Genomic DNA, 20399 nt, shown 5'->3' with positions numbered 1-20399 from the left:
CAGGCCTTTTTTATGACTCGTCCAATCCTTAACGCTATTCATCATGTGGCGATAATTTGCAGTAATTACGCCGCTTCAAAGCGCTTTTACACAGAGTTGTTGGGATTAACGGTTATCGCTGAACACTACCGCCGTGAGCGCGACTCCTGGAAGTTGGATTTAGCCCTGCCAAACGGTAACCAAATCGAGTTATTCAGCTTTCCCAACCCACCGCCAAGGCCGAGCCAACCCGAAGCGCAAGGCCTGCGTCATCTGGCATTTGTGGTAGGCAACGTCGCCGAATTTGCCGATTACTTAACGACGCAGGGCGTAGCAGTAGAACCCATTCGCATTGACGAATTTACCGGCAAAGCCTTTACCTTTTTTCAAGACCCCGACGGCCTGCCGTTAGAGTTGTATCAGCATTGATAGCTGTAGGGACGCAAAAACATGCGCCCCTGCGGTGCCGTGATTTGTGAAGGCATTGATATGACGTCCAGCTAAATACCTGAAATAACAAAATCCAGTGCGGCAATAATCTCACTGCGATAGGCGGATAAATCGCTTGCTATAGCGCCGAGCTGGCGGCGATCTATCCCGGCTAGATCCTGTGTCATGGCGATAAGCTGTTCACCGTTTAGTGTCAATCTGGGGTTAAGCCGGCTCAGGCTAATAGCGGCAACGAGCTTGGCGGGGGAGAGTGGTATCACTACTGTAGTTTTTAACTCGCTTAATAAGTCGCTTTGAATATCCAGCAAGTACGGATACTGCTTTTGTGTAACGGGGTTGCTATTAGCGTAAGCGGTAAACTGCGCCATTAAAATTTCCTGACGCTGTCACTGAAAGCGCCATGGGTTTCAACAAACTGGTTATACGCTGCAATAGCGTCTTTATTTTCGTTTAGCCATCTTACCCGTTGTGCGCTGCGTAGTTGCTCGGCTAGCGCTTGCTCCAACGTGGCCGACAGGTTGATATTCAAGCTGCGCGCTTTTTCCAGTAAGTCGCTGTTAATGCTGACATTGGTCGGCTTTTTCGGCGCCAGTGTGTTGTATGCATGGCTCATCGTGGTTCTCTCACTTTGCTATGTGCATAGCTTATGCGCATTATGGTGTAAAAGGCAAATGTGTAGCATAAAAACAGGTTGCAAACACTTAACTTGGTGTTGTATCTAAAATCAACCTTCTTGATTTACTTTAAGACACTAGCCTAGACTGGTCAGAGGATTGGTACTCACTTCCTATACAGCATTGAGTAATTTCAACTAATCGCTTAGATACAGGTGAGAATGGCCGATGCAGAAAATCTGAAGTACGGGAGGCTGGATGATCTTATGTAGTAAAATGCTCGTGCTCGCAGTCTGTCTGGTGTCTGTTGGCATGCCGGTATCTGCAAGCTGTTTGGGCAGCGGCGATACTGAAATAGAAGCGTTAGCCAAGAATATAGGTCGTCAACCACACCAGGCTTTGCAAGCGATAGAATTGGCATTGGATCCTGACTTAAGTCTGACGGTTGAGCGCCGTGCCTGGCTCGAAGCCGCCAGAGCCCAGGCTAAACGCATGCTTGGCCTGGAAAAGCCTGAGCTGCCGCAAGCAATAAAAGATGCGCAATCGTTGCCGGCGGACCACCCGGCATTGCTGCAATTACAGATTGCTCGCTTGTATGGGGCAGACTTGACAGAGTCTACCCGACAGGAAATGGATTCAGTGAAGCATCAGATTGCCAAATTGCCTGATAACCAACCGTCTACGTTGTGCCTGGCAGTCCGCCTTGCCTCTGTGATGGCTGATCATGTAGAACTCAATGGTGAAGCATTTCAGCTTGCTACACGTGCTTATCGCAATGCCGATACTGAACTGCTTGCATGGCAGCGTGCCGAGGCTGCGTCTGTTCTGGGCCAAATAGTGGTCAGAACTGATAGTAGTTATGGCAGGATGTTAAGCGAAGAAGCGTTGCATTACTTCGAATCGCAAGAAATGCACGATATGGCTGCTAACGAGTTATATATGATGGCTATCTCCTGGCTTGGTGAGCGGGATATGAAATCGATGCAAAACTCTGTGCAACAATTTCTCCGCTCTATAGAAGCAGGACGTTTAGCAAAAAATTCATTTGCTGTAGCCTATGCTGAAGCTGGGCTTTGTGACGTATTTCAACAGTTGGGGCAGGTGCAAGATGCGCTAACAAATTGTGTCTCCAGCCTTCAGCAATTTAAAGATGTTCGTCATATTACGGTATACAGTACCGTTGTTAATCACGCAGCGACGTTGTTGGCAGATAATCGCCCTGGTGACGCGATGGAGCAGCTTTCAACATTGCTGCGAGACTGGCCGGATTGGGACGTAGGTTATTGGGGCTATCGTTTTCACGACACCAGGGGACGAATTAACGAGACTCTTGGCAACACTAAAGAGGCGATGAACGATTTCAAAACTGCGTTGCGTGAATTGGTCAGTCATGAGATTAACAGAAGAGCACGCAGTAATAGATTGTTTCAATCCCGTTTCCGGGTTGAGCAATTAGAACAGGACCTTGAGCTCAAGACCCAACAGACTGAAGAAAGAGAGCGGCGCAACCGAATACTGTTTATAGCCGGTTTGATCGTGCTGGCTTTGCTGTGCGTCATCGTCGTGATACTTGTAAGGCATCGACGCCTTTACCGAAGTATGGCGTTTACCGACCCGCTAACCGGTCTGGCTAACCGTCGCTATACAGTGGCGCGTGCGCAGGAGGCATTTGAACATGCGCGGGCAAGAAAGCAACATTTATGTATTGCTTTGATAGACCTGGACCGGTTCAAGTCATGTAATGACCAATACGGCCATGATGCTGGCGATGAAGCGTTACAACAGTTCGCCCGGGTGGCGGAGTCAGTATTGCGCCCAGGGGATCTGTTAGGTCGTTGGGGCGGCGAAGAGTTTTTGTTGGTGTTGCAGGGCATTGATCAAGATTCCGCTGCCAGAGTACTGGAGCGCTTGCGTAGCGCTGCTGCAGAGGTGCGCTTGACGCTGGCGCCTGATTATCCGCTGCAGTTTAGCGCCGGCGTGGTTGAACTCAGAGGCGAAAACACAAGCGTTGAAGAGTTGGTCATGCTAGCTGACAAAGCGCTTTACCGCGCTAAGGCAGAAGGGCGTAACCGTTACTGTTTCGCTGAGGCCTTAACGTCTGTTGAACCTTTTTAATCTGAATAAACGGGCTACCGGTTAAGGCTGTCACGGACTGAGGTATAACATGTTTTATGTGTTTTTGATTAACTGCCTGGTGGTCGCCACTGCGGTGCTGGTGCACTACGAGTTTTTATTCCGCTTATCTGCAGTTATCCCGAAAATACAGATAAAACATCGTTATAAAATTGTATTTGGCGTATTTGGGGCGCTGGTTGCCCATGCGGTTGAAATCTGGCTGTTTGCCCTGGCGTATTATCTGATGCATAAAGCCGAAGGCTGGGGCGAGCTTACCGGTAATTTTAACGGTAGCCTGATGGACTGCGTGTATTTCTCTTTTACAGTGTTCAGTACCGTAGGCTTTGGCGACATAGTGCCAATCGGCGATTTGCGCTATTTAACCGGCATAGAATCGCTGACCGGGCTGGTGTTAATTACCTGGTCGGCGTCTTTTTTATTTTTTGAAATGCAGCGCTATTGGATAACACACTAAGGGGCGCATGCCCCTTAGTGTTATATTATCAGCCGGCAGTTACCTGCGTTGGCTCAATATCTTCACTGGGATAGCAGCCTAATACCTTAATAAATTTGGTGATTTTGTTCAGTTCTTCTAAGGCGCGTGTCATGGCGTAGTCGTTCAGGTTAGCAAATACGTCAACGTAAAACATCTCCTCCCACGGGTTGCCGTTAATGGGCCGTGATTCCAGCTTACCCATACTGATACCATGCTGTTTCAGCACTAACAAGGCGTCTACCAGCGCACCCGGTTGCTGGCCGGTGTACATAATAAAGGTGGTTTTTGCCGGTATGGCCTTGGCAACGGTTACCGGCTTGCGGGCGACGACGATAAAGCGGCTGACGTTGTCTTTCTGGTTGGCTAAGTCGCGGGTTAGCACTTCAAGGCCGTACAGCTGGCCGCCTTCTTCGCCGCCGATGGCAACGACTGTCGGGTCTTGTTGCTGCTTAATGCGGTTAAAGGCGTCGGATGAGCTGTCACAATACTCAATTTTTACCTGCGACAAGCCTTGCAGATATTGGCTGCACTGGGCGATAACCTGCGGATGCGCACACACCTGACGGATTTTCGTTAAATCGGTGCCTGGCAGGCCGAGCAGACAATGGGCGATTGGATGGGTTAGCTCGCCCACAATAGACAGCCGTGTATGCTGCAGTATGTCATACACCTCATTGATGCTGCCGGACGACGTGTTTTCAATCGGCAACAGGGCATAATCAGCATGGCCGGTTTCTACCGCCTGTACTATCTCGTTAAAACTGTCGCAGCCTTGCTCGATAATACGCTCGGCGCGGCGGGTGAAGTATTTCTGTGTTGCCCAGTAACTGTACGAGCCCTGGCCGCCAAGAAAGGCTACCCGCACTGCCGGGCTGTCGGTGCCGTTAAGCTGGCCCTGAATTTTAGCCTGTTGCTGTAATACCGAGTCTTCAATGATTACATGGTATAGCCGGGTAACATATTGGGCGTCGAGCCCCAGCGGTTTGCCCTGGCCGATGAGGGACACCAGCAGCTCCTGCTCGCGTTTTTGATCGCGGATTGGTTTGTTCTGTGCCAATTTAGCGTCGGCTACCGCCAGTGCAAGTTGCCGCCGTTTTGCCAACAGGGCCAGCAATTGTTGGTCGGTATCGCTTATCGCGTGGCGTATTTCGTCCAGTTCCATGTAAGTTCTCTTTGTATTGGTAAAATAAGCAAAAAAAAACCTCCCGGTGAGGGAGGTTTTCTGGTTTTACTGCGCGCGCAGCTCACCGCCTCCCGTTGGGGGTGGTAAAGTTAAAAAAGCTGAGCGCGATAAATACGGTGTTCATGGCTGCTAACATAATCCGTCCGGATGGCTAAAGTCAACCCTGCGGTGTCAGCAGCAGTTGATATTTTTTCCCACCCGGCAAAAACGGTAATGCCACTTCGTTGAGCCAGTATTGATGATCAGCGCGGTAAAATGGCGATAACGGATGGCCGGATTGGCCCGCTGGTATGGTTAAAATGCCCAAATGTTCCTGCCCTGGTGCTACTACCATGCGCTGCGACTGGCCAAAACCGGGCCGTTGTACTCTGGGCATATGGCTGTCGCCATTTAACGGTGTAGCCGGCATATTTAACCAGCCGCCCAGCAGTGGCACAGCGGATGCCAGCGGGTGTTGGATATGGGCCTGATTAACGGCGCCCCAGTTGCTGGCACTCAGGTTACCATTTTGCTGCTCCAGTTCGCTCTTGCTTTGCAGTATGGCCTCGAGTAGCAATGCCTGCCAGTTAGCATAATTGGCTGGTAAAGTGTCGGGACTACCTTGTTTTAACAGCGCCCAGAACGGCGTTTCCAGTGAAAATTTCAAATCCCGGCTGCGGGCGCCATGTTGCTCCAAAAAGGATGACAGCGGAGCGAACTGTAGTTCAAGTACTTTCAGGCGGAAGGCGCGTACAAGCGTGTAGCCGGTATCATCAATTGCAGCTTGCTGGTTGCTGTTAATCAGGTGCTGGCGATAGGCCTGTAGCTGATGCTGTGTCACAATGTCGGCGCTAAGCGTATCGAGCAGTAACTGATGCCAGGGTTGCAACATAAGGGCACGATTGTCCAACTGAATACTGTGCAGTGCCTGCTCATCTGCCTGTTGCAATGCGTCTAAGCCTTGTTTGATTTGCCAGCCACGGGCGCCCAAATCATAACCACCATTGCCAATCAGCTGATAAGCTGCACCGCCTATCATGCGTGAATTCGCCGTCCATAAACGTTCGGCACCGGTTAATTGTGGTTGTTGGCCGGCGCTGACATAACCCAGCCAGCGCTGCTCGCCGTTACTCCAGTCCTGGGCAATATCAAAATCTGTCAGTTGCCGCTGCGGCACCGGTCCCATCAGGCTCCAGCCAATCTGGCCCAGGCTGTCTGCAACAAGCAAATTCTGTACTGGTATACCGGCGTTGGGGGCTATTGCTAAGGCCTGTTGGACAGAGTTAGCCTGCTCTAATTGCATCAGCTTAAAGTTTACTGCCACGTCATCATAGGCTACCCAACGCAGTGCATAAGCCGGGCTGTCGCCAAACTTTACCAGCGGCCCCCAGATGGTCTCTGTCAATTTCAGTGTCTGATCTGGTTGTCCTGCTACTTTAATCGTTTCGTAATGGTATTGCAGCGCCTGCCAACCGTCTGGCGTCAGGTAGCGCTTACCGTCTTCCGATAATTGCAGTGATACTAAATCGTGCCAGTCAGCTGTACTGTTGGTAAAGCCCCAGGCAATGTTGCCATTGGAACCTGCTACTACCGCAGGAGCACCGGGCAGAGTCAGGCCGGTGACAGTGCGGATTTTGCCATTTTCACGCCAGTTTAGCTGGGCTTTGTACCAGGTACCTGGCACTCGGATGCTCAGATGCATATCGTCGGCCAGAATGGCACTGCCATGAGCGGTTAAATTGCCGGCAACCGCAAAGTTATTGCTGCCAATGTCGGCGGCATCATGCAACTGGCAATTGGTACAGGCCAGGCTGCTGTCGCGCAGCAGTGCCGGGTAGGGCAGATCTGGAATTGCCACAACCGGCTCTATGCTGCCATCCAGTGCGGCCTGCCAGCTATCAGAATGCTGTTGCAAGAAGGCATACCACGGCGCTGGCACAGCCTTATGCAGTATGGTCATGGCATAGTCATCCCGCCCCAGTTTACCTTGCAGGTCCAGATACATTGAGTAGATGACCAAAAAGGCATCCTCATCCTGCCATGGTGCTGGCGTCTGCTGTAGCAGCAAGTATTCAAAGGGTTTTAAGCTAAGCGCGCTCAGCCCTTCGTTTACGCCGCGGCGATAATCAATAAGCAGCTGGCGCTCTGGCTTGCTTAACAAACTCAGTGCCTGTTGGGCTCTGGCACGAAAGCGGTGTTGGCGTAAATCCCGGTCTGCCTTCAGGGCACGCTCGCCAAACAGGGCGGATAATTCGCCGGCGGCATTACGGCGTAGTAAATCCATCTGGAAAAACCGTTCCTGTGCATGGGCAAAACCCAGTGCATAGGCGGCATCGTTGCGGTTGGCAGCATGAATGCTCAGGTAACCGGTGGCGTCACGTTCCAGTCTGGCGGTACTGCCGATCGATGAGATTTGTTCGCCGTCGTATTGCGGCAAACTCAGAAATAAAACGGTATAAAGGCTTGCAGCAGCCAGAGCTGCCAGGGCGGCTGTTACGCCGATTATCCATTTCCACCAATTCATCTTTTTGCTTCTCTGTTATAAAATCAAAAACTTAGCATAACGGAGACAAAGCTCAATGTCACAAAAAGTAAAGGTGTGGGACCTGGCCGTACGGTTTTTTCACTGGAGCCAGCTACTGTTGATTGCGGGCCTGTGGTACACCGGCGAGGAAGGGTTAACGGCACAGCACCAATTGCTGGCCTATACGTTGCTGGCATTAGTTGTTGCGCGTATTGTTTGGGGATTTGCCGGCAGTGACAGCGCAAAGTTTTCCCGTTTTGCGGCAACACCAACAGCGGCATTGCGTTATTTGCGTAAGCCTTATGCCGTCACCGGCCATAATCCGGCCTCGTTTTATATGATCATACTGTTGATTACATTGGTATTACTGCAATTACTCACCGGGCTGGCGACGTTTGATAACAGCTATATGAGTGACGGCCCGCTGGTTGCCTTGCTGCCGGCCAATTGGGTAGAGCTGGCGTCAGATATTCACAAAATAAATATCAACATTTTGCTGGCAGCTATAGCGGTGCATGTTGTCGCGGCATTGTGGCACAGCTTTCGGGTGCATAATGTGTTGACGGCGCTTTTTACCGGTAAGGATAAAACGGCGCAGCAAGCGGTAAAAATGCGGCACAGCGGCTGGTTTTTTCTGGTATTTATTGCGTTGTTAGTGCTGCTGTACTACTGGCAGGGCAGTAAGTTAATGGCGCTGCTATAGCACAGCACCATTAACAACACAGTGCCAATAAAAATCAGTTTTTGTAGTCGTCGTGGCAGGCTTTACAGTTGCGGGCAAAAGCGCCAAAGGCTTTGCGTACTTCTGCTTGTTCACCGCTGTCGGCAGCGGCTTTTAATGCCAATGCATCTTGTGCCAGTTTATCGCCACGGCTGTTGAAGTCCTGCAGGTTTTGCCAGATCTCAGCTTTGGCATCACCACCGCCTTGTTCAGTGCCCGGTACGGCGAAGGCTTGCCATGGCAAGGTTGTCAGTGTTGCCAGCGCAGTAGCGCGCTGAGTAACACGGCTGGCGTCGTAATTAACTTCACCTTTTAACATATCGCCGATATCAGCCATATTGTGACGGATTAACTGAAATGCCGCCTGGCGATAGTCGACACTGTCTTTAGCATCGGTAAAGGCACTGCCAGCGTAGGCTGACGACGACATCAAAGACAATAGGATGGCGCTAATTAAGGGTTTTTTCATTGTGGCGTTCTCTTTTGCTGAATTTACATGCAATAATGACAGGGCGGTATCTTAACAGAATGCGGTATCTTGCCAATAACTAAGCGTTTTCTTATAACAGGCAGAGCAGGTGAAAGACGTCATTTTTAACAGACCCACTAAAATAGATTCACTTGGCCGCAAGTTTGCCCTGGTAGTATTCCTCGCTATTGTGTTTGCCGGTATGGCGGTGGGTTATCTGGTGATCTGGCAGCAGCAAGACATAGTGTTTGCCCAGCAGCAGCAATTTTTACGTCAGCAAGCCACACACAATGCCAAAGTGTTAAGTGATACATTTTTACATAAAGAACAAAAAGCTATTGCTGCCAATCAAATTGTAATGCGGGCTCTGGCCCGGCAGGAATTGCAGGCAGCCTTGCGCCTGCCGGTTAATCCGGATAACAGCGTTAGAATGCAGGATGATTATTCGGCGGCCTTTGTTAATGCACAGCGCTACAACAAACGCACGGCGGCTTTGTTTGAGCGCACTGGCGTGCTATGGCAGCAATTGTCTCCGCTGTTGTTACAGGATTTTTTTAACTTCTACTTTATTTCTACAGAGCATTTTATTCGTATTGCACCTGGCGACTGGGCTATGCAGGTCGACAGCCAGCACGATTTTAGTGCAGACATTTTTTATCAGCTGGCGACGCCGGAGCAAAATCCCGCCCGACAACCGCGTTGGACGCCGGTGTATTATGACAGTATCTGGCAGAAATGGATGACCAGTCTGATTATCCCTTTGTATATCAATGACCAGTTTGTTGGTGTAACGGGCAGCGATTATGTATTAAGCGATATTCTGGACACCTTACCGGAGTTAGCCGACAACAACTATCAGAGCAAAATGTTTCTGTTTGATGCCACCGGGACTGTACTTAAACCGCAAGCGCCAGCAGCTGGCCAGCCGTTGGCAATGAATACCCGTTTTCAGGGCGCGAGTTTAAATCAGCCTGAGCTGGAGCAGTATATCCGTCAGGTGACTGCCGCAACCGACAATCGGAAACCGGATAGCCGGCGTTTAGACAGCCTGTTAGTCGCGTCGGCAGCGGTAGAGCGGCTGGACTGGCAGGTTGGCGTTTATACGAACAATAGCAATATCATGGCGTCGCTGGTCAGTTTTCGCTACAAGCTGGTGCTAAGCTTTGTCGCCGTAGCCGTATTGATAGCGCTACTGTTGCAGCTGGTGGTTTATCATCTGATCCTAAAACGGTTAAACCGTTTGTCGGCAGCTATTCCGCGGCTGTCGCGTGGCGATCTGGAACCGGCATTGCTTGACAACAACGCCGATGAAATAGGCAGGTTAAATCAGGCGTTTGGCCGGATGTCGGGTGAAATTTCCGAGCTGGTGGCAGGGCTTAATGCCCGTATTGAGGAAAAAGAGCAGGCCGAGCGATCGGCGCGTAAGCTGAGTAAAGCCGTGTCGTTTTCCAGTTCTGGCATCGTACTTACCGATGCCCAGCTTAATATTGAATATACCAATCCTTTTCTGATTGAAATGATGGGCAGCAGCGCCGCCCAGCTGCAACAGCAACCTCTGCATAATCTGTTTGCGCAAGAAATGTTTCATGTGGCAGAAGTGATAGAACAAACCCTGACTGAACGTCAGCACTGGCGTGGCGATATGTTGCTGCAACATCAGGACCGCCAGTTGTGGGTGTCGCTGGCGATAGCGCCGATCCGCGATGATAAAGGTGATATCACCAACTATGTTTGTGCCATGCAGGACATTTCGTTTATCAAGCAAAGCCAGAAAAAAATGGAGCAACTGGCCTATTACGATGTGTTAACCGGTTTAGCAAACCGCAGCTATTTTCGCGATCAGCTACGTAAAGCCATCGCAATGTCACATCGTGGTTATTACAGCTTTGCGCTGTTATATTTTGATTTAGATGAGTTTAAGCGTATTAACGATACGCTGGGGCATGATGCCGGTGATGAATTATTAAAAGAAGTGTCGCGCCGCCTGACCAGCCGCCTGCGCGAAGAAGACACTATAGCCCGGCTGGGTGGTGATGAGTTTGCGGTCATTTTAAGTGGCATAAATGACAGGGCGCAGGCATCAAACATAGCGGCAAATCTGCAACAAGCCTTTGCTGCACCGGTAAAACTGGGCAATCACGAGGTGTCGATTAGCGCCAGTATCGGTATTACCGTGGCGCCGGAAGATGCGGCCGAAGAAGAACTGTTACTTAAACATGCCGATTTGGCCATGTACGAAGCCAAGGCGCGCGGTAAAAATACCTTCCATTTTTTCAGTCCGGATTTAAATGAAGCGGCAAACGAGCGCCTGCTGATTGAAAACCAATTGCGCGAGGCGATCCGCGATCATCAGTTTTTGCTGTATTACCAGCCTAAAATAGACCTGCGCGATAACAGTATTGTTGGTTACGAAACCCTGCTGCGCTGGCTCAGGCCTGATAATACTTTGATACCACCACTGCGTTTTATCGGCGTGGCAGAAAGTACCGGCCTTATTGTGCAAATAGGGGAATGGATCATTTGGGAAGCGTGCCGGTTTTTATCACGCCAGCAAGCGCGCGGTCACAATGTGACCGTGTCAATTAACCTGTCAGTGCGTCAGTTCCGCGATGACAATCTGCCGGAAATAGTCGAGCGTATTTTGCAACGTACCGGCGCTAACCCGGCTAATATCATTTTTGAAATTACCGAGAGCATGCTGATGGGCGACACTGATGCGGCTATTAGTCAGTTAAATCAGTTAAAGCGCCTCGGTGTCGCTTTATCTATTGACGACTTTGGTACAGGCTATTCGTCGCTTAGTTATTTAAAGCGTTTTCCGGTAGACGAGCTGAAAATAGACCGTTCATTTGTTAAAGATATCCCGGATGATCGCAACGACATGGATATAGTTGCTGCAATTATTGCCATGGCGCAAAAGATGAACCTGCGTGTCGTGGCCGAAGGGGTAGAGACTGCTGAACAGGTCGAATTTCTAAAAAACAATGCTTGCTATCAGGTTCAGGGCTATTACTTCAGCGTGCCATTGGCCGAACAGGAGCTAAGCCGCCTGAGCTACAATATTAATAGTTAATCCAGGAACATGTTATGACCCAAGCCCGCTTGTCGTTGCTAAGCACAGCCTTGCTGACGCTTAGTGTGAGCAGCCACGCCGATCAAACTTCCCCGCTGCAGGGGATTATTGATAAAACCCCAAACTTTATTGCGTTAACCGGCGCCACCGTTTATACCGAACCGGGTAAAAAACTGCAAAATGCCACTGTTTTAATTGCCGATGGCCGTATCAGTGCTGTGGGGGTTAAAGTCACAGTGCCCGCTGGCTACCAACAAATTGATGCCAGCCATTATACCCTGTATCCGGGCTTTATAGATCCTTATACCCAATATGGCATTGACGCTGCGTCGCCGGCAAAACCCGGCAGTTACCGCGATGCACCGCAATATAAAAATGACCGCAAAGGTGGCAACGCCAGTAACGGTGCTATCCATGCGCAGCAAGTGTGGGTAAACCAGTTTAAACCCGATGCCAAACTGGCTGAAGAGCTGCGCAATTTAGGTTTTACCGCGGCGCAGTCGGCCAGATTTGACGGTATCTTCCGCGGTCAGGCTTTTGTGAGTGCGCTAACCGAAGGTTTGCCCAACGACTTAGTGCTAAATGCTGCCGGCCCGCAATTTATGGCGTTTAACAAAGGCTCATCGAAGCAAAGCTACCCGTCTTCGTTAATGGGGAGCATGGCGCTGGTTCGTCAGACGCTAAGCGATGCCAATTGGTACAGCCAGGCGTATGGTAAAACCGATGTTCGGTATTTTAATCAGCCAATCGAATTTAATGCAGCATTGCAAAGCCTGGTAAATATTAAAGCGCAAGGCGCTATTTTCGAAACGGCAGATGATCGCTCCTTGCTACGTGCTCACCAGTTGCTCAATGAGTTTGGTATAGCAAACGCAGTTATGGTGGGCTCGGGTTACGAATATGTGCGCCTGGATGAAGTAAAAGCAATGCAACGCAAGTTGATTTTACCGCTAAACTTTCCGGCGGCTCCGGCCGTTGAACAGCTGGCCGACCAACTGGATGTCAATCTGGCTGAGTTACGTCACTGGGAGCGGGCGCCAGCTAACGCGGCAGCATTAGCCAAAGCCGGGGTACCCTTTGCGCTGACAACGTTTAAACTGAAAGAAAAAAAGGATTTCTGGCCTAACTTACGCAAAGCGGTAGAGCATGGCTTGCCTGCTGACACTGCACTTGCCGCGCTAACCACAGTGCCGGCGTCTATTGCAGGTGTGGCCGACAAACTGGGTAAGATCGCGCCCGGTTATCAGGCCGATTTAGTGCTGGCCAGCGGTGATGTATTTACTGACGGTGAAATTGTCGCTACCTGGATACGTGGTCAGCAGCACAGCATTAAAGCCGTGGCACCGGTTGAGTTTGCCGGCGAGTATCAGCTGGCTGTAGCTGGCATAGTACTGAAAGTTACTTTAACCGATGAAGCCGGTAAACTTAGCGGCAGTGCAGTATTGTTGGCCGCAGCCACTGACGCCAAAGCAGTTAAGCTTGAGCATCTGCAGCACCAGCAACAACAGCTACAGTTTAACCTTAATCTGGCTGAGCTAACCGGTGATAAGCAGGTTGCCCAGTTTAGCGGCCAATTACTGGATAACCGCTTAACCGGCAAGTGGCAACAGGGCGGCGCGACAGAAACTGTTAGCGCACAGCGTCAGCTCAGCGCGACAGAAAGCAATAAGCCGGCTGAAGAGGCAAAAGCCGACAGCAGTTTAATATCGCAGTTAACCTTTCCTAACCGTGCTTATGGCTTGCCCGCTTTAGTTAAACAGCAAAATGTACATATTAAAAATGCCACTGTGTGGACGGCGGAAGACGCTGGTGTATTGCAAAATACCGACGTCATAGTGCGTGACGGTAAGTTTGATAAAATTGGCAAAAATCTCAGTACGCCAGCCGGTTTTACTGTAATTGATGCCAGCGGTATGCACCTGACGCCTGGCATGATAGATGAACATTCGCACGTAGCGATTGAGGCCGGTGTCAACGAAGGCACTGATGCGGTAACCTCAGAAGTGCGTATCGGTGATGTGTTAAATCCGGAAGACATCAACTTGTACCGTGGTTTAGCGGGCGGTACGACAACAGCGCAGTTATTGCACGGCAGTGCTAACCCTATTGGTGGCCAGGCACAGGTTATTCAGTTTCGCTGGGGCGAAAATGCACAAGGGCTGAAAATGCAGGCGGCACCACCGAGTATTAAGTTTGCGCTGGGCGAAAATGTTAAACAGTCAAACTGGGGCGACGCCTTTACGGAACGCTATCCGCAAACCCGTATAGGTGTTGAAACCACCATTCGTGATGCGTTTGTCGCAGCAAAAGAATATAAAGCCAAGCTGGCAGCTTACAATAAATTGTCCAAACGCCAACGCGAGCAGGTTGCCGCGCCACGCATCGACTACCGCTTAGAGGCTTTAGTGGAAATTCTCGATAAGCAGCGCTTTATTCATACGCACTCTTATGTAGCGTCTGAAATTTTGATGCTCATAGAATTAGCCGATGAGATGGGCTTTAGCATTACCACCTTTACCCATATTCTGGAAGGTTACAAAACCGCCAAAGAAATGGCCGCGCATGGTGCCAGTGCTTCTACTTTTGCTGACTGGTGGGCATACAAAATGGAAGTGCAGGACGCTATCCCGACTAACGCCTGTCTGATGGCACAGCAGGGCGTTAACGTCAGTATTAATTCAGATGATGCAGGTTTACAACGCCGGCTGAATCAGGAAGCGGCCAAGTCAGTGATGTACTGTGGTATGAGCGAGCATGACGCTTTAAAGATGGTGACGATAAACCCGGCAATGCAGCTGAAAATTGACGGCGTTACCGGTTCAATTAAAGCCGGTAAGCAAGCCGATTTCGTGCTGTGGAACACTCATCCGCTATCGGTATACAGCCAGGCACAACAAACCTGGATTGCCGGTGGCAAATACTTTGATATCAATACTGACAAGCAACTGCAGCAGCAACTGGCAACCGAAAAAGCGGCACTGATCCAAAAAGTGCTAACTGCCGGCGATAAAGCCAAGGCTGGTGATAAAGACGCTTACAAGCAGGATGAACCCGAGTGGCACTGTGAAGATCAGGGCGACTGGTGGCAAATCGGTAGCCATATTCATGGTCTTAAGCACAATCATAACCATAGCCACTAAGGAGCAGCCGGATGAAATTTAGCAAAACCTGTTTAAGCCTGGTGGCTGCCTTAGCCGCTGGCATCAGCACGACTGCACTGGCACACGATATGGTGCCGGGTAAGACCCAGACTACGCCGTTGTTGTTAACCGGCCTGACGGTGCACACGGTAACTGACGGGGTTAAAGCCGACAGTGATGTATTGATCGTGGACGGTAAAATTGCCGCCGTCGGTAAGGATTTAACTGCCCCTGAGGGCGCCACAGTGCTGGCACTGGATGGCAAACATCTGTATCCGGGGTTGATCGCGCTGGCTAATCAGTTGGGTTTAATTGAAATAGAGGCAGTACGCTCTACCGACGATTCAACCGAGGTGACGCAAACTAACCCTGACATTAAAGCCAGACTCGCATACAACGCCGACTCTGAAGTGATACCAACTATCCGTAGTAACGGTTTTGCCTACAGCATGGTGTATCCGTCAGGTAGCATGTTGATGGGGCAGTCGAGTTTAATGCAGCTGGATGCCTGGAACTATCAGGATGCGCTGGTCGCCGACGGTACAGGGCTGCATGTACGCTGGCCTAATGCCAGTACCCTGGGCTCGCGCTGGAACCCGAAACCTGCAGACGAGGTGCGTAAAGCTAACCTGAAACAACTGGAAAAACTGCAGCAGCATTTTAAAGACGCTAAAGCTTACTATGACGCAGAAAAAGCAGGTTTAAACCACGGAGTAGATTCACGCTGGCATGAAATGCTGGCGGTATTTGACGGCAAACGGCCGCTGTTTGTACATGCTAATGATGAGCGACAAATACGTCAGGCGATGTTACTGGCCAAAGAGTACGGTTTGCAGCTGACCATCGTTGGTGGGCGTGACAGCTGGCGCTTGGCCGGTGAGCTGGCCGCGGCTAAGGTTGCCGTTATTTACACCGCACCTTATGGCTTGCCAAGTCGCACCGATGAAAACTACAGTCAGGCTTTTGTGGTGCCGAAAACCCTGCAGGATGCCGGTGTACAGTACGCGTTGTCGCTGGATGGTTACTGGGATACTCGTAATCTGGTATTTGCCGCCGGCCAGGCCATCAGTTTTGGTTTAACGCCAGAGCAGGCGTTACGTTCTGTTACCATTAATGCCGCGCAAATTGCCGGTGTTGCCGATAAAATAGGCAGCATAGAAGTGGGTAAAGCCGCCAGCCTGGTGGTGTCAGAAGGCGATATCTTCGACTATCTGGGGCACAAGGTCACTCATTTGTGGATTGACGGCCGTGCGGTTGATTTAAATAACCGCCACAAGCAGTTACACGATAAATATCAGCAGCGGATAAACTAAGCGTAATCTGTTGCCTTAATGTCAGTGCCAGCTTAGTGCTGGCACTGCTGTTTTTAAGGAAAACTCATGAAAAAAAACGTATTTGCCGGCGCTCTGGCATGTAGCCTTATCGTCGGTTGTGCCAGTACCACACCGCAAACAGCTAACACTGTTTCTGCTGCTAATGCTCAGGCAATAGAGGCTCATATGCAGTTTTTAGCTGCTGACGCATTGGCCGGTCGTGACACCGGCAGTAACGAGCATGAAATAGCCTCCTTGTATATTGCCACACAGCTGCAGGCATTAGGCCTGCAACCGGCCGGTGATAACGGTAGCTATTTGCAGCGGGTACCTTTGCGTAAAGCCCGCTTAGCGCAAGACAGCGCCAGGTTTACGTTGCATGTAAATGGTAGCAGTACCGACTTAGCCTATCCCAAGGCCTTTTTTACCGGCCCCAGCCTGCAGTTTGCCCAAACTGAGGTAACGGCGCCTCTGGTATTCGCCGGTTATGGTCTGGTATCAAAAGAATTTGGCCTGGATGATTATGCTAACCTCGATGTGGCAGGCAAAATTGTCGTGCTGTTAACCGGCCGGCCAGACAGCCTGCCAAGTGAAGAAGCGGCGCATTTAAGTAGCCTGAAAACCCGTCTGGCGGCAGAACGCGGCGCCGTAGGCATTATTACCGTGCATACGCCGAAACAGGAAAAAGTGCGGCCTTACGCCAGCAGCTTGCTGTATTTAACGACGCCGTCAATGGAATGGTTAGATGCTAGCGGCACTCCGGCCGACAGCTATCCGAATTTAAAAGCCGGTGCTTATGTGCATTACGATGCAGCAGCGGCTTTATTTGCTAACGCGCCCAGTTCGCTGGCTGATATTTTTGCCCAACAGGACAAACAGCAAAACCCTGCCGGCTTTGAACTTGGCGTATCGGCAACCTTAAGCCGTAATAGCAGCCATGAAGATATTTCCAGCCCTAATGTGATCGCGGTTTTGCAAGGTTCTGATCCAGTACTGAAAGACGAGTATGTTGTGGTCACTGCGCACTCTGATCATATTGGATACAGCAACGATGTCCGTAGCGACGATAAAATTAACAATGGCGCTATGGATAACGCCGCAGGCGTAGCGATACTGCTGGAAACTGCGCGATTATTTGCTCAGCTGCCGGAGAAACCGAAACGTTCTATCTTATTTGTGGTGGTAACCGGGGAAGAAAAAGGTCTGCTCGGTGCCGACTATTTTGCAAACAATCCTACCCGGCCTATTGAAAAGTTGGTGGCCAATGTAAACCTGGATATGCCGGTATTATTGTATCCGTTTGCCGACATGATCGCGTTTGGCGCCAATCACTCCTCACTTGGCGCTGTGGTGCAACAAGCTGCCGCCAAAGAAGGGATTGCATTAAGTGCTGATCCTATGCCGGAGCAGGCGATTTTTACCCGTTCCGATCACTACACGCTGGTGAAAAAAGGTGTACCGGCGGTGTTTTTAATGACCGGTTTTAAATCTCAATTGCCGGATCAGGATGGTGGTAAAGTCTGGGCCAGCTTTTTTGCCAAGCATTACCATAAGCCGTCGGATGATATTCCAAGTTTAATTAAAGATTACGGCGCTATCCGTTACGACGCAGGTGCGGTATTTGCCGATATTAACTTTAATATTGCCCTGGATGTGGCTAACACTGAGCAGCGGCCATACTGGCTAAAAGACAGCTTTTTTAGCCGCGTTTTTGGCCAGCCATATAACCGTGAAACCGAAAAGTAAATAATAACAAGCAGGGCGCCATAGGCGCCCTGCTTGTTATTAACCGCCGGCCCATTTGGTTTTAAAGCCCTCAGCTTGCAATAACTGCTCGACCAGCTCGCGCTTATCACCCTGAATTTCAATCACACCGTCTTTTACCGCGCCACCACAGGCACATTTCTTTTTTAATTTCGCTGCTAACAGCACCAGTTCATCATGTGGTTTAGCAATACCATTGATGGTCAGTACCGCTTTGCCGCCACGGCCTTTGGTTTCGCGTCTTATCCGCACTGCGCCATCAGCAAATGCTTCCGCCACTGCTTTGGCTGCAGGCTTAGCGTTTACTTTTCCGCCGTCGGTGCTGTACACCAGATTGTTGTCGTCTGTTATTGCCGGTTTGGCAGCGGGAGTGCTGCCTTGCGGTTTAAGTTGCGCTTGCCAGTCGGCCAATGAAATTTTATTGCCTGCCATAAATTGGGTCTGTTGCTTTACAATAGTGTCAGCTTAAACATCCGCGGCAGTGGCAGCAACAATTTCCTTAACTTGTACGGTGTTGGCTTGGCTTTTTAATCGCTTCTGGTAAAATGCTTGTCAAATTATAGAAATCTGGATGGCTATAATGTCGCAGGCTGATGTTTCTGTATCCGACTATATTACCCGTGCTGGCTTAACTCAGCAGCTTGGCGCTGTTACTGAGACCGCTTTTGTTGAAAAGGTGCAACAGTACCAACTTAACTTGCAGCAATTTTTGCAGCAGGCCAGCTCTGTACAAGTGCAGTGGCAGTACCAGGTGCCGGAACTGGGCGAGGGCGGTGCCTGTTCGCTGTTTGGCCAGCTGGCTGACGAACCTTATGATTTAACTGCTATTCTGGGTGGCCAAACTGAGCATAATCAGGTTGCGCTACAAGCACTTGGCAATATAGCGGCATTTTACCGTGAACACTCCGGGCTGGACTGGTTTGGTGTTTATCAGGCGCGTACTAATACTGACGCAGAGGCAGTTTTAGTCAAGCTGGCCTATTATGGCGCAGCTTCGCGGGCCGAATTTCCGCTTAACAGTGAATTTGCCAAAATCAGTAATAACAGCACTGTTGGATTAACGGGCAAAGCCAGGGTAATTAATGACGTAACTGCTTATTTGGACAGCGGCGGCGAGTATTACACTTGCGATCCTAAAGTGCAGGCCGAAGCCTGTTTGCCTCTGTTTGACCAATCAGGCAAAATAGCCGGCATTGTCGATGCCGAAGATTTTAATAAAAACGTGTTTACTGCAGATGCCATGGCATTGCTGGTGGCGGTATGTTTAACTGTACCGGCCTATTTGCCTTAAGCACAGCCTTTCATGCAACTTTAACTCAGGTAGAACATTATGTTTGCTCAGTTACAACCGGTGGCCACCGATCCGATTTTAGGTTTAATGGCAGCGTACAAAGAAGACCCGAACCCGAATAAAGTCGACCTTGGTGTTGGCGTATACAAAGACGAGCAGGGCCACACGGCGGTACTGAAATGCGTAAAACAAGCCGAGGCGCTGCGCCTGAAGCAGGAAGACAGCAAAACTTATATCGGCATGGCCGGTGATTTAAGTTTTAACGGCCATATTGAAAAGCTGGCGTTTGGTGTTGGCCACCAGGTTTTACTGGCTAACCGGGTGACCACAGCGCACACCCCTGGTGGCACCGGCGCATTGCGCGTTGCGGCAGAGTTTATTAAAAAAGCTAACCCCAATGCCACTATTTGGGTAACCAGCCCAACCTGGGCAAACCATATTTCATTGTTTAAAGCCGCCGGCCTGAACGTAAAAGAATACCGCTACTACGATTACGACACTAAAGGCCTGAATGAAGACGGCATGTTTGCTGATCTGGCCACCGTGCCGGCCGGTGACGTGGTGTTGGTGCATGCCTGCTGCCATAACCCCAGTGGTATGGATTTAACCTTTGCTCAGTGGCAGCGTTTTACTGCCGTGGCGAAAGAGCGTGGTTTTACGCCACTGGTTGATATGGCGTATCAGGGCTTTGGCTCGGGTTTAGACGAAGACGCTAAAGGTTTACGCCACCTGGCAGATCACGTTGATGAGATGATCCTGTGCAGCTCCTGTTCAAAAAACTTTGGCTTATACCGGGAGCGTATTGGAGCGGTGTCTATTGTTGCAGTTGACAGCAAAGTGGCTGACGTGGCCAGAGTAAACCTGTTAAGTGTAGTACGCAGCATCTATTCAATGCCGCCGGCGCATGGCGCCATTATTGTAGCTAATATTCTTGATAGCAAAGAGCTTACAGCCTTATGGCATGAAGAGTTGGCTGAAATGCGTAACCGTATTAACAGCTACCGTCAGTTGATTATCGATAAACTGGCTGCCCAGGGCGTGCAGCAGGATTTTAGTTTTATTACCCGTCAGCATGGTATGTTCAGCTTTTTAGGCATCAACAAAGAACAAATTGGCCGTTTACGTAACGATTTTAGTATTTATATGGTGGATTCCAGCCGGGTGAGCATTGCCGGTTTAAATCACAGCAATATAGATTATTTTGCCAAATCTGTCGCAACAGTACTGAAAGCTTAAGCTGACTTAGCTGCACTGTAAAAAAACCGCAGTTCGCTGCGGTTTTTTTGTT

At 50.1% G+C, this 20399-nt stretch carries 16 protein-coding genes; 10 read left to right on the top strand and 6 right to left on the bottom strand.

Annotated elements, in window-relative coordinates:
- The first annotated feature begins 12 nt into the window (after window positions 1-12).
- Window positions 13-408 carry an SMU1112c/YaeR family gloxylase I-like metalloprotein gene (gloA2, locus tag MN202_RS01950; protein ID WP_335734399.1) on the top strand — a complete coding sequence of 132 codons (396 nt, stop codon included), beginning with the start codon at window positions 13-15 and terminating at the stop codon, window positions 406-408.
- Between the two features lie 71 nt (window positions 409-479).
- Here the strand turns inward: gloA2 and MN202_RS01945 are convergent, their stop codons facing one another.
- Window positions 480-797, bottom strand: a complete 318-nt coding sequence (locus MN202_RS01945; RefSeq protein ID WP_335734398.1) for a CcdB family protein — start codon at window positions 795-797, stop codon at window positions 480-482.
- Window positions 797-1042, bottom strand: a complete 246-nt coding sequence (locus MN202_RS01940) for a type II toxin-antitoxin system CcdA family antitoxin (protein ID WP_335734397.1) — start codon at window positions 1040-1042, stop codon at window positions 797-799. Before MN202_RS01940 ends, MN202_RS01945 begins: the two co-directional genes overlap by 1 nt.
- A gap of 259 nt (window positions 1043-1301) precedes the next feature.
- On the opposite strand from MN202_RS01940, the gene MN202_RS01935 reads away from it, so the two are divergent.
- Together MN202_RS01935 and MN202_RS01930 are read left to right on the top strand one after the other, a co-directional pair.
- Entirely contained in the window at window positions 1302-3158 is a 1857-nt protein-coding gene (locus MN202_RS01935) for a GGDEF domain-containing protein (protein ID WP_335734396.1), read from the top strand.
- 49 nt (window positions 3159-3207) lie between these two features.
- A complete protein-coding gene (locus tag MN202_RS01930) occupies window positions 3208-3633 on the top strand; it encodes a potassium channel family protein (protein WP_335734395.1) in 426 nt (141 codons plus the stop codon).
- Between the two features lie 28 nt (window positions 3634-3661).
- Here MN202_RS01930 and MN202_RS01925 read toward each other — a convergent pair whose 3' ends face one another.
- Both MN202_RS01925 and MN202_RS01920 read right to left on the bottom strand, forming a co-directional pair.
- Window positions 3662-4816 (bottom strand): chorismate mutase, encoded by a 1155-nt coding sequence (locus tag MN202_RS01925; protein ID WP_335734394.1) that lies wholly within the window; start codon window positions 4814-4816, stop codon window positions 3662-3664.
- Window positions 4817-4994: 178 nt separating this feature from the next.
- Window positions 4995-7340, bottom strand: coding sequence for a penicillin acylase family protein (locus MN202_RS01920; RefSeq protein WP_335734393.1), 2346 nt, complete (start codon window positions 7338-7340; stop codon window positions 4995-4997).
- 55 nt (window positions 7341-7395) lie between these two features.
- On the opposite strand from MN202_RS01920, the gene MN202_RS01915 reads away from it, so the two are divergent.
- Window positions 7396-8043, top strand: a complete 648-nt coding sequence (locus tag MN202_RS01915) for a cytochrome b/b6 domain-containing protein (RefSeq protein ID WP_335734392.1) — start codon at window positions 7396-7398, stop codon at window positions 8041-8043.
- Between the two features lie 34 nt (window positions 8044-8077).
- On the opposite strand, the gene MN202_RS01910 is transcribed toward MN202_RS01915, so the two are convergent.
- On the bottom strand, window positions 8078-8530 hold the full coding sequence (locus tag MN202_RS01910; protein ID WP_335734391.1) for a c-type cytochrome: 453 nt from the start codon (window positions 8528-8530) through the stop codon (window positions 8078-8080).
- Window positions 8531-8639: 109 nt separating this feature from the next.
- Between MN202_RS01910 and MN202_RS01905 the strand changes: the two genes are divergently transcribed.
- The 4 genes from MN202_RS01905 to MN202_RS01890 all read left to right on the top strand — a co-directional run bounded on the left by MN202_RS01905 (window position 8640) and on the right by MN202_RS01890 (window position 17802).
- Window positions 8640-11603 carry a bifunctional diguanylate cyclase/phosphodiesterase gene (locus MN202_RS01905; RefSeq protein ID WP_335734390.1) on the top strand — a complete coding sequence of 988 codons (2964 nt, stop codon included), beginning with the start codon at window positions 8640-8642 and terminating at the stop codon, window positions 11601-11603.
- Between the two features lie 14 nt (window positions 11604-11617).
- On the top strand, window positions 11618-14743 hold the full coding sequence (locus MN202_RS01900; protein WP_335734389.1) for an amidohydrolase family protein: 3126 nt from the start codon (window positions 11618-11620) through the stop codon (window positions 14741-14743).
- Between the two features lie 11 nt (window positions 14744-14754).
- A complete protein-coding gene (locus tag MN202_RS01895) occupies window positions 14755-16056 on the top strand; it encodes an amidohydrolase family protein (RefSeq protein WP_335734388.1) in 1302 nt (433 codons plus the stop codon).
- Window positions 16057-16122: 66 nt separating this feature from the next.
- Window positions 16123-17802 (top strand): M28 family metallopeptidase, encoded by a 1680-nt coding sequence (locus MN202_RS01890; RefSeq protein ID WP_335734387.1) that lies wholly within the window; start codon window positions 16123-16125, stop codon window positions 17800-17802.
- Between the two features lie 39 nt (window positions 17803-17841).
- Here the strand turns inward: MN202_RS01890 and MN202_RS01885 are convergent, their stop codons facing one another.
- Entirely contained in the window at window positions 17842-18252 is a 411-nt protein-coding gene (locus MN202_RS01885; RefSeq protein ID WP_418333792.1) for a translation initiation factor, read from the bottom strand.
- Between the two features lie 148 nt (window positions 18253-18400).
- On the opposite strand from MN202_RS01885, the gene MN202_RS01880 reads away from it, so the two are divergent.
- Window positions 18401-19111, top strand: a complete 711-nt coding sequence (locus MN202_RS01880) for a GAF domain-containing protein (RefSeq protein WP_335734386.1) — start codon at window positions 18401-18403, stop codon at window positions 19109-19111.
- 39 nt (window positions 19112-19150) lie between these two features.
- Window positions 19151-20347 carry an amino acid aminotransferase gene (locus MN202_RS01875; RefSeq protein WP_335734385.1) on the top strand — a complete coding sequence of 399 codons (1197 nt, stop codon included), beginning with the start codon at window positions 19151-19153 and terminating at the stop codon, window positions 20345-20347.
- Window positions 20348-20399 lie beyond the last annotated feature (52 nt).

The sequence above is a fragment of the Rheinheimera muenzenbergensis genome (genome assembly GCF_036984005.1).
GTDB classification, from domain to species: Bacteria; Pseudomonadota; Gammaproteobacteria; order Enterobacterales; family Alteromonadaceae; genus Alishewanella; species Alishewanella muenzenbergensis.
This window is presented reverse-complemented; position numbering and strand designations above follow the sequence as displayed.

What these genes read in the sequence shown, in the direction of transcription:
- MN202_RS01920 (WP_335734393.1), bottom strand. Translation starts at nt 7,340, where the DNA reads ATGAATTGGTGGAAATGGATAATCGGCGTAACAGCCGCCCTGGCAGCT.
- MN202_RS01880 (WP_335734386.1), top strand. Translation starts at nt 18,401, where the DNA reads ATGTCGCAGGCTGATGTTTCTGTATCCGACTATATTACCCGTGCTGGC.
- MN202_RS01930 (WP_335734395.1), top strand. Translation starts at nt 3,208, where the DNA reads ATGTTTTATGTGTTTTTGATTAACTGCCTGGTGGTCGCCACTGCGGTG.
- MN202_RS01875 (WP_335734385.1), top strand. Translation starts at nt 19,151, where the DNA reads ATGTTTGCTCAGTTACAACCGGTGGCCACCGATCCGATTTTAGGTTTA.
- gloA2 (WP_335734399.1), top strand. Translation starts at nt 13, where the DNA reads ATGACTCGTCCAATCCTTAACGCTATTCATCATGTGGCGATAATTTGC.
- MN202_RS01900 (WP_335734389.1), top strand. Translation starts at nt 11,618, where the DNA reads ATGACCCAAGCCCGCTTGTCGTTGCTAAGCACAGCCTTGCTGACGCTT.
- MN202_RS01925 (WP_335734394.1), bottom strand. Translation starts at nt 4,816, where the DNA reads ATGGAACTGGACGAAATACGCCACGCGATAAGCGATACCGACCAACAA.
- MN202_RS01915 (WP_335734392.1), top strand. Translation starts at nt 7,396, where the DNA reads ATGTCACAAAAAGTAAAGGTGTGGGACCTGGCCGTACGGTTTTTTCAC.
- MN202_RS01935 (WP_335734396.1), top strand. Translation starts at nt 1,302, where the DNA reads ATGATCTTATGTAGTAAAATGCTCGTGCTCGCAGTCTGTCTGGTGTCT.
- MN202_RS01945 (WP_335734398.1), bottom strand. Translation starts at nt 797, where the DNA reads ATGGCGCAGTTTACCGCTTACGCTAATAGCAACCCCGTTACACAAAAG.
- MN202_RS01885 (WP_418333792.1), bottom strand. Translation starts at nt 18,252, where the DNA reads ATGGCAGGCAATAAAATTTCATTGGCCGACTGGCAAGCGCAACTTAAA.
- MN202_RS01890 (WP_335734387.1), top strand. Translation starts at nt 16,123, where the DNA reads ATGAAAAAAAACGTATTTGCCGGCGCTCTGGCATGTAGCCTTATCGTC.
- MN202_RS01910 (WP_335734391.1), bottom strand. Translation starts at nt 8,530, where the DNA reads ATGAAAAAACCCTTAATTAGCGCCATCCTATTGTCTTTGATGTCGTCG.
- MN202_RS01940 (WP_335734397.1), bottom strand. Translation starts at nt 1,042, where the DNA reads ATGAGCCATGCATACAACACACTGGCGCCGAAAAAGCCGACCAATGTC.
- MN202_RS01895 (WP_335734388.1), top strand. Translation starts at nt 14,755, where the DNA reads ATGAAATTTAGCAAAACCTGTTTAAGCCTGGTGGCTGCCTTAGCCGCT.